General features: G+C 65.0%; 15 protein-coding genes. 8 read left to right on the plus strand and 7 right to left on the minus strand.

Translation table 11 applies throughout. The features are described from left to right. Nucleotides 1-19: 19 nt before the first annotated feature. The 3 genes from GPL20_RS38715 to GPL20_RS05325 form a co-directional block, all read right to left on the minus strand. A complete protein-coding gene (locus GPL20_RS38715; protein WP_027545961.1) occupies nt 20-166 on the minus strand; it encodes a hypothetical protein in 147 nt (48 codons plus the stop codon). Between the two features lie 197 nt (nt 167-363). After that, a complete protein-coding gene (locus GPL20_RS05320) occupies nt 364-846 on the minus strand; it encodes a MaoC family dehydratase (protein ID WP_157328410.1) in 483 nt (160 codons plus the stop codon). Continuing rightward, nucleotides 846-1298, minus strand: coding sequence for a MaoC family dehydratase (locus GPL20_RS05325; protein ID WP_157328412.1), 453 nt, complete (start codon nt 1296-1298; stop codon nt 846-848). The genes GPL20_RS05320 and GPL20_RS05325 overlap by 1 nt, the downstream gene beginning before the upstream one ends. 167 nt (nt 1299-1465) lie before the next feature. Here GPL20_RS05325 and GPL20_RS05330 point away from each other — a divergent pair, with 167 nt between their 5' ends. Further along, a complete protein-coding gene (locus GPL20_RS05330) occupies nt 1466-1762 on the plus strand; it encodes a DUF4282 domain-containing protein (protein ID WP_157328414.1) in 297 nt (98 codons plus the stop codon). A gap of 116 nt (nt 1763-1878) precedes the next feature. On the opposite strand, the gene ychF is transcribed toward GPL20_RS05330, so the two are convergent. The 4 genes from ychF to GPL20_RS05350 all read right to left on the minus strand — a co-directional run bounded on the left by ychF (nt 1879) and on the right by GPL20_RS05350 (nt 4888). Continuing rightward, the gene (ychF, locus tag GPL20_RS05335) at nt 1879-2976 is read right to left on the minus strand and encodes a redox-regulated ATPase YchF (RefSeq protein WP_254126229.1); all 1098 of its coding nucleotides are present in this window, start codon (nt 2974-2976) and stop codon (nt 1879-1881) included. 5 nt (nt 2977-2981) lie between these two features. Continuing rightward, the gene (pth, locus tag GPL20_RS05340) at nt 2982-3587 is read right to left on the minus strand and encodes an aminoacyl-tRNA hydrolase (protein WP_157328416.1); all 606 of its coding nucleotides are present in this window, start codon (nt 3585-3587) and stop codon (nt 2982-2984) included. 60 nt (nt 3588-3647) lie between these two features. Continuing rightward, nucleotides 3648-4367 (minus strand): 50S ribosomal protein L25/general stress protein Ctc, encoded by a 720-nt coding sequence (locus GPL20_RS05345; protein ID WP_157328418.1) that lies wholly within the window; start codon nt 4365-4367, stop codon nt 3648-3650. 269 nt (nt 4368-4636) lie between these two features. Continuing rightward, nucleotides 4637-4888, minus strand: coding sequence for an accessory factor UbiK family protein (locus tag GPL20_RS05350; protein ID WP_157328420.1), 252 nt, complete (start codon nt 4886-4888; stop codon nt 4637-4639). Nucleotides 4889-5143: 255 nt separating this feature from the next. Here GPL20_RS05350 and lgt point away from each other — a divergent pair, with 255 nt between their 5' ends. The 7 genes from lgt to GPL20_RS05385 all read left to right on the plus strand — a co-directional run bounded on the left by lgt (nt 5144) and on the right by GPL20_RS05385 (nt 12039). Next, nucleotides 5144-5989 (plus strand): prolipoprotein diacylglyceryl transferase, encoded by an 846-nt coding sequence (gene lgt / locus GPL20_RS05355; protein WP_157328422.1) that lies wholly within the window; start codon nt 5144-5146, stop codon nt 5987-5989. Nucleotides 5990-6010: 21 nt separating this feature from the next. After that, entirely contained in the window at nt 6011-7129 is a 1119-nt protein-coding gene (locus tag GPL20_RS05360; protein WP_254126231.1) for a class I SAM-dependent methyltransferase, read from the plus strand. Next, on the plus strand, nt 7126-7893 hold the full coding sequence (gene pgeF, locus GPL20_RS05365) for a peptidoglycan editing factor PgeF (RefSeq protein WP_157328424.1): 768 nt from the start codon (nt 7126-7128) through the stop codon (nt 7891-7893). Before GPL20_RS05360 ends, pgeF begins: the two co-directional genes overlap by 4 nt. A gap of 113 nt (nt 7894-8006) precedes the next feature. After that, complete coding sequence (locus tag GPL20_RS05370; RefSeq protein ID WP_157328425.1) at nt 8007-8624, plus strand: hypothetical protein; 618 nt, start codon at nt 8007-8009, stop codon at nt 8622-8624. Nucleotides 8625-8818: 194 nt separating this feature from the next. Continuing rightward, nucleotides 8819-9772, plus strand: a complete 954-nt coding sequence (locus tag GPL20_RS05375) for a ribose-phosphate pyrophosphokinase (protein WP_167532904.1) — start codon at nt 8819-8821, stop codon at nt 9770-9772. A 207-nt stretch (nt 9773-9979) separates the two neighbouring features. Beyond that, nucleotides 9980-11008 carry a putative zinc-binding metallopeptidase gene (locus tag GPL20_RS05380; RefSeq protein WP_157328429.1) on the plus strand — a complete coding sequence of 343 codons (1029 nt, stop codon included), beginning with the start codon at nt 9980-9982 and terminating at the stop codon, nt 11006-11008. Further along, complete coding sequence (locus tag GPL20_RS05385; RefSeq protein ID WP_167532905.1) at nt 11005-12039, plus strand: D-alanine--D-alanine ligase family protein; 1035 nt, start codon at nt 11005-11007, stop codon at nt 12037-12039. The genes GPL20_RS05380 and GPL20_RS05385 overlap by 4 nt, the downstream gene beginning before the upstream one ends. The last annotated feature ends 3 nt before the right edge of the window (nt 12040-12042 follow it).

Below are 12042 nucleotides of genomic sequence, written 5' to 3' on the forward strand. Positions count from 1 at the left end.
CGGAGGTGTTAACGAACCCTTACCGGGCGGCTTCGACGGTCGAGGCTTCCAGGGTGTAGGCGCCATCGGCATAGCCCTTCACCACCATGCCGGCGACCAGCATCACGGCCAGCGTCGCGGTCGCAAAGATAAATCCGACAAACTTGAGCGCGCCGCGATCAGCCATGGTCCTCGTCCCCTGTCCTCTGCCAATTCGTTTCAAATAGACAGCGACAGGTTCATAATTGGTTAGCAACTCGATGGTTCCGGCAATTGCTTCTCGGGTAACCATGTTGCGCAGGCTTATGGCAGCCGCCCCGAAACGCGTCCATAGCGCGCGGGCAACACTCGCGCACTCATTTGGCCATTCATCTTGGAACAGGTCTAACCGCCCTTCGTCCGCATCGGCACGAACGCGCTGGCGGTGATGGAATAGACTTCCTCGCCACGCTGATTGGTGCCGGTGGTGCGGGCCGCCAGAATGCCCCAGCCGGGGCGCGAACCGGAGACGCGCTTGTCGACGACGACATTGACATAAGAGACGGTGTCGCCGGCGAGCACCGGCCTGATCCAGCGCAGGTCGCGAAAGCCCGGCGACGGGCCCCATACTGCAACCTCCTCGCCGCGCGACGTGGCCTCATGCGCCAGGCGCCGGCCGTCGGCGACGAGCAGGCTCATGCAGGCGGAGCCGACATGCCAGCCCGAGGCCGCCAGGCCGCCGAACAACGAGTTCTTGCCCTCCTCCTCGTCGAGGTGAAAGCGTTGCGGATCGAACTTGGCGGCGAAATTCTTGATGGCTTCCGCTGTGAACGTATAGCTGCCGATCTCGCGGCGCTGGCCGATCTCGATGTCGTCGAAGAATTTCATCAGGCCGCCCCCTCGCGCCGCTTGATCAGGATCGGCGAGGTCATCTCGCACAGCGCCTGCCCCGCCGCGTTGCGCGCGGTGCATCTGAACTTGACGATGCCGAGCTCGGGTCGGCTCTTCGAGGTGCGCGCCTCCAGCACATCGACGTCGAGCGTGAGATCGTCGCCGGGCCGCAAGGGAGACAGCCAGCGCACCTCATCGACGCCGGGCGAGCCGAGCGAAGCGGCGCGCGTGATGAAGCCGTCGGCCATCATCCGCATCATCAGCGAACAGAGATGCCAGCCCGAGCCGGACAGGCCGCGCAGCATACTTCCAGCCGCGGCCTCCTCGTCGAGGTGCATGGGCTGCGGATCGAACTCGGCGGCAAAGGCCAAGATCTCGTCGCGGGTGACATGGCGCGGGCCGAACGTTCCGAACCGGCCGGGCGGGAAATCTTCGAAGGTCAGGGTCATCTTGGGATGGGTTGGCGGAAGTGACAGATTGTGGCCGCACTTTGCGGCAATCTCAACCCGCCGGCCCGCATGGCTCGTGCTACATTCAACGCGGCGGCTTTGGTTTGAGTCGGATCAACCGGAGGCCAAGATCCTACGATAAGGCCCGATATGCCCTGGGGAGAGCAATGTTTTCATTCAGCGACCTGTTTCAGTGGGACCGCTTTATCACGCCGACGATCATCAAGACCTTCTACTGGCTGGTGATCGCGCTGATCTGCCTGTTCGGCCTCTCCGGCGTCTTCTCGGGCCTGGCGGCAATGGCGATCAGTCCGTTCGGCGGCTTCCTGGTGCTGCTGTCGTCGATCGCGAGCGTCGTCGTCGGCATCGTGTTCTCGCGCATCGCCGCGGAACTGATCCTGATCGTCTTCCGTATCAACGAGCATCTCGGCGCGATCAGGGACCAGGGCGGCGGGATGCGGTAGCCCCGTCATTCCGGGGCGCCTCGAAGAGGCGAGCCCGGAATCCATTCATCCATTCGTTCTGACGCCCGATGGATTCCGGGCTCGCGCTTCGCGCGCCCCGGAATGACGATCTCAGCTTACGTATTAAACCTGAAATGCATCACGTCGCCGTCGGCGACGACGTATTCCTTGCCTTCGAGCCGCAGCTTTCCGGCATCACGCGCGCCGGCTTCGCCGCCGAGCGCGACGTAGTCGTCATAGGCGATCGTCTCGGCGCGGATGAAGCCCTTCTCGAAATCGGTGTGGATCACACCGGCCGCCCCCGGCGCCTTGGTGCCGCGATAGATGGTCCAGGCGCGCGCTTCCTTCGGGCCCACCGTGAAATAGGTGATGAGGTCGAGCAGCGTGTAGCCGGCGCGGATCAGGCGATCGAGGCCGGCTTCTTCGAGACCGAGCGTCTCCAGGAAGTCCGCGCGCTCTTCACGCGAAATGGTGGCAATCTCGGATTCGATCTTGGCGGAGATGACGACGGCGACGGCGCCTTCCTTGGCCGCCTGCTCCTGCACCGCCTGCGAGAACGAATTGCCGGTCGCCGCGGAGCCTTCCTCGACGTTGCAGACATAGAGCACGGGCTTCGACGACAACAGGCCGAGCATCCCGAAGGCGCGCTCCTCCTCCGCCTTGCGCTCGACGAGACGCGCGGGCTTGCCCTCGCGCAGCAGCACCAGCGTGCGGTTGACGAGGTCGAGTTGCTCCTTGGCGTCCTTGTCGTTGCCCTTGGCTTTCTTGGTGAGGTTGTCGACACGCTTCTCGAGGCTGTCGAGGTCGGCCAGCATCAGCTCGGTCTCGATGGTCTCGATGTCGGCGAGCGGGGCGATCTTGCCCTCGACATGGGTGATGTCGGAGTCCTCGAAGCAGCGCACGACATGCGCGATGGCGTCGACCTCGCGGATGTTGGCCAGGAACTGGTTGCCGAGGCCTTCACCCTTGGAGGCGCCGCGCACGAGGCCGGCGATGTCGACGAAGGTCAGCCGGGTCGGGATGATCTGGCCCGACTTGGCGATGGCGGCGAGCTTCTCCAGCCGCGGATCGGGCACCGCAACCTCGCCGACGTTCGGCTCGATGGTGCAGAACGGATAGTTCGCGGCCTGCGCCGCCGCCGTCTCGGTCAGCGCATTGAACAAGGTCGACTTGCCGACATTGGGCAAACCGACGATCCCGCATTTGAATCCCACGAGCGTTATTCCTTGCCGTTCTCGTCCTTGGTCAAAAATCCCTTCGCCTGCATGGCGAGATGCACCCTGTTGGCGAAGGTCGCGTCCGTGCCCTTGGCAAGCAGCGCGGCATGCTCGGCGACCGCGTCGCACAGCGTCGCCACCCATTCGTTGTCGGCCTTGGCGAAGTCCGACAGCACGTGGCCATGCACCAGCTCCTTGACGCCGGGATGACCGATGCCGAGCCGCACCCGGCGGTAGTCGTTGCCGATATGCGCCGTGATCGAGCGCAGGCCGTTGTGGCCGGCGATGCCGCCACCGATCTTCACCCGCACCTTGCCCGGCGGCAGCTCGAGCTCGTCGTGAAACACGGTGACGTCGCCCGGGGCGATCTTGAAGAAGCCTGCCGCCTCCTGAACGCTGCGGCCGGACTCGTTCATGTAGGTCGTGGGCTTGAGCAGGATCACGCGCTCAGTGCCGAGCGCGCCTTCCGAGGTCTCGCCCTGAAAACGGCGGCGCCATGGCGCAAAACCATGACGCCGCGCGATCTCGTCGACGGCCATGAAGCCGATATTGTGCCGGTTGCGTGCGTATTTCGCGCCGGGATTGCCGAGCCCAACAAAGAGTCGCATGACGCGGCGCACCCCTCAGCCAGCACGCGATCAGGGACCGCGCGCCAGCTCGTTGAGAGATTACTTCTTCTTGTCGCCGCCGGCCGGAGCCTTGGCAGCCGCCGCCGGAGCCGCAGCACCCGCAGCCGGAGCCGCAGCCGGAGCAGCAGCACCCGCGGCCGGAGCCGCACCACCCGCCGCAGCCGCAGCCGCAGCCTTCTGCTCTTCAGCGTAGCCGGACGGCGGCACGATGGTGACGAGGGTCGCGTCCTCGCGCGTCAGCGCGGTCACGCCGGCCGGCAACTTGATGTCCGACAGATGCAGCGAGTAACCGATTTCGAGCGAGCCGACGTCGGCCTCGATGTATTGCGGGATGCTCTCGACACCGCATTCGAGCTCGATCGCGTGGGCGACGATGTTGACGGTGCCGCCGCGCTTCACGCCCGGGGACGCTTCCGCCTTCACGATGTGCAGGGGCACGCTGATGCGGATGGTGGCGCCTTCGCCGAGCCGCATGAAGTCGACATGGATCGGGAAGTCCTTGACCGGATCGAGGTGATAGTCGCGCGGAATCACGCGGTGCTTCTTGCCCTCGAGATCGATGTCGACCAGCGTGGTCAGGAACCGGCCGGCGAGGATGCGCTGGCGCAGTTCGCGATCTTCGATCGAGATCGTCACCGGGGGCTGGTTGTTGCCGTAGATCACTCCGGGCACTCTCCCGGCGCGACGCTCAGCCCGGGCGGCCCCCTTGCCGCTCTTCGGACGTGCGGTCGCCTTCAATTCCTTGACGGTCGTCGCCATAGTCTAAGTCCTTGTTTTTGCAAAAGTTAATGGGCCGCAGCGCGGCCCATGGCATAGTTCGCAGCAAGCCTCCAGGGGTGCGGGGGCCGCGAACGTGGCGGGCTTTTACCCGGAAGACGCGGAAATGACAAGGAGAATGGGCTCTTGTCATGCCCGGGCTTGACCCGGGCATCTATCCCTTAAAACGGCCCTTTCGAAGAGGATGGATGGCCGGGTCAGGCCCGGCCATGACGAGCGGGGGGACAACCGCGCCGATCTTCGCGCTTTCGTCACCCGCCGAGCTTCGCCTCCAGCGCCGCAACCCGCGCCTTCAACGCCTCGTTCTCCTCGCGGGCGAGGCGGGCCATGTCCTTGACCGCCTCGAACTCCTCGCGCTTGACCAGATCCATGTCGCGCAGGAATTTTTCCGCCTGGGTGCGCATCACCGTGTCGAACTCGCGCTTGACGCCCTGGGCGGCACCGGCAGCGTCGTTCATCAGGCGGCCGATCTCGTCGAAAAACCGGTTGTTGGTCTGGGTCATGTCGGTCTCCTGGCAGCCGCCGATAAACTTTGCGCGAACGCTGGAAAGACAATGGCAATCCGGACGGGAGGGTTCAAGGCCCGAGAGGCGGTATCCTTGTCATGCCCCGGTTTCCTTGCAATCGTATTCAACGTCCCTGCATAAGAAGAATCACCAGGCGACAGGAGATGATCGGCCAGCCGATCGCGATCCCCGGAGGGGACAGCGGCTGCTGGCGTTCTATCGCCGCAATCTCGTCCAGACATAGCAGGCGCGATGCCCTTTCTGCTCATCGACTTTCCCGCCTTCAAGCCGATCGCGATCGAGATCGGTCCGTTCGCGGTCCGCTGGTATGCGCTGGCCTATATCTGCGGCATCGTGTTCGGCTGGCTCTATGCGCGCTCGCTGCTGAAGAGCGAGCGTCTGTGGGGCGGGCCCGCGCCGATCTCGCTGGTGCAGATCGACGATTTCATCCTGTGGGTCACGCTCGGCATCATCCTCGGCGGCCGCACCGGCTACGTCCTGTTCTACAATCTGCCGTTCTTCGTCGAGCATCCCGCCGCGATCTTCAGATTGTGGGAGGGCGGGATGTCCTTCCATGGCGGCTTCCTCGGCTGCGTCGTCGCGGTGATGTGGTTTGCCTATCGCAACCACATCCCGATCCTGTCCCTCGGCGACATCACCACCGCGGTCGCCCCGGTCGGGCTGCTGCTCGGACGCATCGCCAATTTCATCAATGGCGAATTGTGGGGCCGCGCCACCGACCCCAGCCTGCCCTGGGCTATGATCTTCCCCAACGATCCCACGCAACTGCCGCGCCATCCGAGCCAGCTTTACGAAGCGGGCATGGAAGGCATCCTGCTGTTCACCGTGCTCGCGGTGATGATCCGTTTCGGCGCCTTGAGGCGGCCAGGCATGATCCTCGGCGCCTTCATCCTGATCTATGGGCTGACCCGGATCGCCGGCGAGCATTTCCGCGAGCCGGACGCCCAGCTCGGTTTCCTCTGGGGCGGATTAACCATGGGCATGCTGTTGTCGATCCCGATGCTTATTGTCGGCGCCATACTTATTGTATGGGCTGTCAGGCGCGGTGCGCCGAAGCCCCTCGACGCCATTCGTTAATTCCTTTCGAGAAGACAGGCCGTGACCGACTCGCCGCTGCTCAACGAGATCAAGGCGCTGATCAAATCTTCAGGCCCCATGCCGGTCTGGCGGTACATGGAACTGTGCCTGATGCACCCGCACCATGGCTACTACGTCTCGCGCGATCCGCTCGGGCGTGAGGGCGACTTCACCACCGCGCCCGAGGTCAGCCAGATGTTCGGCGAGCTGCTGGGCCTGTGGACCGCCTCGGTGTGGAGGCAGATGGGCTCGCCGCAATTCCTGCGCCTGATCGAGCTCGGCCCCGGCCGCGGCACCATGATGGCGGACGCGCTGCGCGCCTTGCGCGTGCTCCCGCCGCTCTACCAGGCGCTCCACATCCACATGGTCGAGGTCAATCCTGTCCTGCGCGAGCGGCAGAGTGCGACGCTGGCGAACGTGCGCAACATCGCCTGGCACGACAGCATCGACGACGTGCCGGAAGGCCCGGGCGTCATCCTCGCCAACGAATATTTCGACGTGCTGCCGATCCACCAGATGGTCAGGCACGAGAACGGCTGGCACGAGCGCACGATCGAGATCGATCCCAACGGCAAGCTTCAGTTCGGCGCGGCGGCCGAGCCGACGCCGCGCTTCGACGTGCTGCTGCCGCCCCTGGTGCGCGCTGCGCCCATCGGCGCGGTGTTCGAATGGCGGCCCGATACCGAGATCATGAAACTCGCGACGCGCGTGCGCGATCAGGACGGTGCGGCGCTGATCATCGATTACGGCCATTTGCGCAGCGACGCCGGCGACACCTTCCAGGCCATCGCGCGCCACACCTTCACCGATCCCCTGAAAGCGCCGGGCCAGGCCGACGTCACCGCCCATGTCGACTTCCAGGCGCTGGCGCGTGCGGCCGAGGACGTCGGCGCGCGCGTGCACGGCCCGGTGACGCAAGGCGACTTCCTCAAGCGCGTCGGCATCGACACCCGCGCGGCCGCGCTGATGCAGAAGGCGACGCCGGACGTCGCCACCGACATTTCGATCGCACTCAAGCGCCTGACCGACACCGGACGCAGCGGCATGGGCTCGATGTTCAAGGTGCTCGGCATCTCGGAGCCGCGGCTGACCGGCCTTGCCGGCCTCAGCGATCTCGAACAGGCCGGAGACGCATCATGACACTTGCTTCGTCGCTGCTGTCGGCCGTGCCCGGCCTGCGCCACGCCTTCTTCACCCGCGAGGGCGGCGTCTCCAGCGGCATCTACTCCGCGCTGAACGGCGGGCTCGGCTCCAATGACGATCAGGCCCTCGTCGCGGAGAACCGCCGCCGCATGGCCGAGCATGTCGGCGTCGCACCGGAGCGTTTCCTCAGCCTGCACCAGATCCATTCGCCCGACGTGGTCGTCGCAGATCGCGCGTGGCCGAGCGGGCCGCGGCCGAAGGGCGATGCGCTGGTAACCAGGATGCCCGGCTTCGCGCTCGGCGTCTCCACCGCCGATTGCGGGCCGGTGCTGTTCGTCGATCCCAACGCGCGCGTGATCGGCAGCGCGCATGCCGGCTGGAAGGGCGCACTGACCGGCGTGCTGGAGTCGACCATTTCAGCGATGGAGAAGCTCGGCGCCACCCGCAGCGGCATCATCGCCGCGATCGGCCCCTTGATCCGCCAGGACAGCTATGAGGTCGGCAACGAGTTCGTCGCGCGCTTCATCGAGGCGGATGCGGACAACGCCATGTTCTTCATCCCGTCGGTGCGCGAGGGCCACGCGATGTTCGATCTTGCCGGCTTCATCCGGAAACGGCTGGAAGCCGCCGGCATCCTGATGATCGACGATTTGGGTCTGGACACCTACGCCGACGAGCGCTTCTTCAGCTATCGCCGCTCGGTGCATCGCAAGGAGCCGGACTACGGCCGCCACATTCACGCCATCGCGCTCGAAGCGTGAACACACTGGCAACCTCGTGTCATTCCGGGGCGATGCTCTGACGCGATGACAGTGTGTTGTGTCGCGCCCGCCCTAGACGTTAATGCGTTTTAACGATATCGCTGCCCTCCATAATGAGGGACGCGTCATCTTTTCTGCGCCGTGCGGGTTCGCGCGTGCTGGCGGTCATGCTGCTGGCGGCGGCAACCGCGCTTGGCGGCTGCGCCGGCGGTGGCGGCAGCGCCGCCAACTCCTATGCGATGGCACCGAGCACCGGCAGCGGGGCGACGGTGGCGTTCGAATCCATCGACGGGCCGCCGCCACAGGTGTTCGACCGCATGGTCGGCGTGCTCGACAGTGAATCCAAGCTGCGCAGCCTGTCCGTGGTCTCCCGCGAGGGGACGGCCGCCTATCGCGTGCGCAGCTATCTCTCCGCCCAGGTCGTCCGCGGCAAGACCGTGATCGCCTGGGTCTGGGACGTCTACGACGCCAACCAGCAGCGGGCACTGCGCCTGTCCGGCGAGGAACCCACCTCGGCCAAGGCCAGCCGCGACCCGTGGGGGGCTGCCGACGACCTCGTGCTGCGGAAGATCGCCCAGGCCGGATTCAGCGGACTTTCCAACATGATCAACGGAACGCCGGACGCCCCGGGCGCAGCGCCGAACCTGCGGGGACCGGCGGTGGCGAGCGCCACTCCGGCCGCGCCCGTGCCGGACCTGCCGCCCTCGGCGCTCGGCTATGCCGAGCGATAACCCCCGCTAAACCACGGGCCCAAGTTGCGGCCAAGCCGTTGGCCCGACTCAGGATTTTCGAAGGGAAAACGTAGCATCCCGGGTTGCCATTGCGGCCTCGCGCCTGATATTTCCTCGCCCGTCGTAACCGTGCTGCCAGTGGGTATTTTCTGATGTTGAACGTCGTATCCAGCAAAGCGCGGGAGGAAGCGTCCATGTCGGCCAAAAACGGCTCCATCAAGCTCGTCGCCGGCAACTCCAATCCGGCTCTCGCCCAGGCCATCGCGCAGGGCCTCAACATGCCGCTGACCAAGGCGGTGGTCCGGCGCTTCGCCGACATGGAGATCTTCGTCGAGGTCCAGGAGAACATCCGCGGCTCGGATGCCTTCATCATCCAGTCGACCTCGTTTCCGGCGAACGACAATCTGATGGAGCTGCTGATCATCACCGACGCGCTGCGCCGCTCCTCGGCGCGCCGCATCACCGCAGTGATCCCCTATTTCGGCTATGCCAGGCAGGACCGCCGCTCCGGCTCGCGCACGCCGATCTCGGCCAAGCTCGTCGCCAATCTGATCACCCATGCCGGCGTCGACCGCGTCATGACGCTCGACCTGCATGCCGGTCAGATCCAGGGCTTCTTCGATATCCCGACCGACAATTTGTTCGCTGCCCCCCTGATGGTGCGCGACATCCGCGAACGTTTCGACCTCGGCAAGGTGATGGTGGTATCGCCCGACGTCGGCGGCGTGGCGCGTGCCCGCGGCCTCGCCAAGCGCATCAACACCCCACTCGCCATCGTCGACAAGCGCCGCGAGCGGCCGGGCGAGTCCGAAGTCATGAACGTGATCGGCGATGTCTCCGGCTACAGCTGCATCCTCGTCGACGACATCGTGGACTCCGGCGGCACGCTGGTGAACGCAGCCGACGCGCTGATCGCCAAGGGCGCCAAGGACGTCTACGCCTACATTACCCATGGCGTGCTCTCGGGCGGCGCAGCCGCCCGCATCGCCGGCTCCAGGCTGAAGGAGCTCGTGATCACCGACTCGATCCTGCCGACGGAGGCGGTGACCAAGGCCGCGAACATCCGCACGCTGCCGATCGCCAGCCTGATCTCCGACGCGATCGCGCGCACCGCCGCGGAAGAGTCGGTGTCGAGCCTGTTCGACTGATTTTTTTCAGCCGTCATTCCGGGGCGCCTCGGAGAGGCGAACCCGGAATCCATCTTCCAGCAATCCGTGTAAATCAATGGATTCCGGGCTCGTGCTACGCACGCCCCGCGCCACGGTCCCCGCTGCAACCTGGCCCCACGGGTTGTTGCCTACCGCCGCCCGTGACATCATCCAGACACCGAGCCATCTCTGCCCCCTGGATGCCTGATGCCACGCCGGAAATTTGCCTGGGAGAAGCTGTCGGATGACGAGTTGCTCAAGCAGCGCCTCTCAAGCCTGAGGGTTACGGTCGAAGGCACCTGGCTCGCAGACTGCGTCGGCACGCTTCACGAAGAGCTCGAAGAGCGTGGCATCCGGCTGCGGCCACACACCTGGATCTCGAGCGAGTGGTTCAGTCCGGGAGATGTGTCCGGCATCGCCATCCCCTTCTATCTCGCCCATCCCCGCCTGATGAAGCTCGAGAAGAAGATGATGTTCGACGTCGAAGGGGGAACCTGGCGCGAGTGCATGGCGATTCTCCGTCACGAGGCCGGCCATGCCGTCCAGCACGGCTACCAGCTGCAACGCCGCCGGCGCTGGCAGCAGCTGTTCGGCCCGTCGTCAAAGCACTACCCGCGCTACTACCGGCCCAATCCGGCGAGCCGGCGTTACGTCCAGCACTTGCGGCTCTGGTACGCGCAGAGCCACCCGGACGAGGATTTCGCCGAAACCTTTGCAGTGTGGCTGCGGCCGCGCTCGAACTGGCGGACGCGATATGCCGGCTGGCCCGCGTTGAAGAAGCTCGAATATGTCGACGAGCTGATGGGCGAGATTGCGGGAAAGAAGCCGTTGATCACGACGCGCGAGCGTGTCGATCCCCTCAGCAAGCTCAGCCAGACGCTCGAAGACCACTACAAGAAGAAGCAGGCATTCTACGCGTTCACGCCACCGAAGACCTACGACCGCGACCTCTCCCGGCTCTTTTCCGCCGATCCACGGCATCATCGCTCGAAACCCGCTTCGAGCCTGATCAGGCGGCACCGCGCCCAGATCAGGCGACTGGTCGCGCGGTGGACGGGCGAGAACCAGCTCACGCTCGATGCCGTGCTCGACGACATGATCTCCCGCTGCCGCGAGCTCGATCTGCGCGCGGTGGGCCCCGAACAGAAGCTCGTTCTCGATTTCACCGTCCTCGTGACCGCCAAGACGATGCACGCGCTGTTTGGCCCGTCTCGGCGCAAATGGATCGCGCTATGAGGCGACTCCGTATTCTCGTGCTGATGCATCCGGACTTCCTGCCGCCGGATTCGTCCGACGGATACACGGCACAGGAAATCAACAACTGGAAAACGGAATACGACGTCGTCAGCACCTTGCGCGCGGCCGGCCATGAGGTCCGTCCGCTCGGCGCGCAGGAGGAAATCAGGCCGGTCCGCGAAGCGATCGAGGAGTTCAAGCCGCACGTGGTTTTCACCCTGCTGGAGGAATTTCACTACAACGTCGCCTACGACCAGCACATCGCCAGCTACCTCGAGCTGATGAAGGTTCCATATACCGGCTGCAATCCGCGCGGCCTGATCCTGGCGCGCGGCAAGGATTTGTCCAAGACGCTGGTGCACCACCGCCGCATCGCGGCACCCGCCTTCGCCGTCTTCCCGATGCGGCGCAAGGTGAAACGGCCCAAAAATCTTGCGCTGCCGCTGATCGTCAAGGCACTCAACATGGATGGCTCCTTCGGCATCTCGCAGGCTTCCATCGTCGATACCGACGAAAAGCTCGCGGAACGGGTCGCCTTCATCCACGAGCGGGTCGAGACCGCCGCCATCGCCGAGCAGTTCATCGAAGGCCGAGAACTCTATGTCGGCGTACTTGGCAACAACCGGCTGCGCGTCCTGCCGGTCTGGGAATTGAAATTCGGCAGCATGGGCGGCCGCAGGTCACGGCACATCGCCACCGAAAAAGCCAAGCACGACACCGATTATCAGGAGCGGCTCGGCATCGTCGACGGGCCGGCGAAAGACCTTGCGCCCGAAGTCACGGCGCGCATCCAGCGCGCCGCGAAACGCATCTACCGGGCGCTCGGTCTCGATGGCTATGCGCGCATCGATTTTCGCCTCGCCGCCGACGGCACGCCGTATTTCATCGAAGCCAATCCCAATCCGGAAATCGCCAAGAGCCAGGAATTCGCCACGGCGGCCCAACATGACGGGCTGAAATACAGGGATCTTCTGCATCGCATCCTGACCCTCGGAATCAGCCGCGCCAAGGCGGGCGTGTCGCTGGGTTAAGAG

Origin of the sequence: Bradyrhizobium cajani, assembly GCF_009759665.1 — a bacterium.
GTDB lineage: Bacteria > Pseudomonadota > Alphaproteobacteria > Rhizobiales > Xanthobacteraceae > Bradyrhizobium > Bradyrhizobium cajani.

Bases quoted from the DNA above. Each gene is read 5' to 3' on its own strand.
- GPL20_RS05350 (WP_157328420.1), bottom strand. From the start codon at position 4,888: ATGACCCAGACCAACAACCGGTTTTTCGACGAGATCGGCCGCCTGATG.
- lgt (WP_157328422.1), top strand. From the start codon at position 5,144: ATGCCCTTTCTGCTCATCGACTTTCCCGCCTTCAAGCCGATCGCGATC.
- GPL20_RS05345 (WP_157328418.1), bottom strand. From the start codon at position 4,367: ATGGCGACGACCGTCAAGGAATTGAAGGCGACCGCACGTCCGAAGAGC.
- GPL20_RS05320 (WP_157328410.1), bottom strand. From the start codon at position 846: ATGAAATTCTTCGACGACATCGAGATCGGCCAGCGCCGCGAGATCGGC.
- GPL20_RS05380 (WP_157328429.1), top strand. From the start codon at position 9,980: ATGCCACGCCGGAAATTTGCCTGGGAGAAGCTGTCGGATGACGAGTTG.
- GPL20_RS05330 (WP_157328414.1), top strand. From the start codon at position 1,466: ATGTTTTCATTCAGCGACCTGTTTCAGTGGGACCGCTTTATCACGCCG.
- GPL20_RS05385 (WP_167532905.1), top strand. From the start codon at position 11,005: ATGAGGCGACTCCGTATTCTCGTGCTGATGCATCCGGACTTCCTGCCG.
- pth (WP_157328416.1), bottom strand. From the start codon at position 3,587: ATGCGACTCTTTGTTGGGCTCGGCAATCCCGGCGCGAAATACGCACGC.
- pgeF (WP_157328424.1), top strand. From the start codon at position 7,126: ATGACACTTGCTTCGTCGCTGCTGTCGGCCGTGCCCGGCCTGCGCCAC.
- GPL20_RS05325 (WP_157328412.1), bottom strand. From the start codon at position 1,298: ATGACCCTGACCTTCGAAGATTTCCCGCCCGGCCGGTTCGGAACGTTC.
- GPL20_RS05370 (WP_157328425.1), top strand. From the start codon at position 8,007: ATGAGGGACGCGTCATCTTTTCTGCGCCGTGCGGGTTCGCGCGTGCTG.
- GPL20_RS05375 (WP_167532904.1), top strand. From the start codon at position 8,819: ATGTCGGCCAAAAACGGCTCCATCAAGCTCGTCGCCGGCAACTCCAAT.
- GPL20_RS38715 (WP_027545961.1), bottom strand. From the start codon at position 166: ATGGCTGATCGCGGCGCGCTCAAGTTTGTCGGATTTATCTTTGCGACC.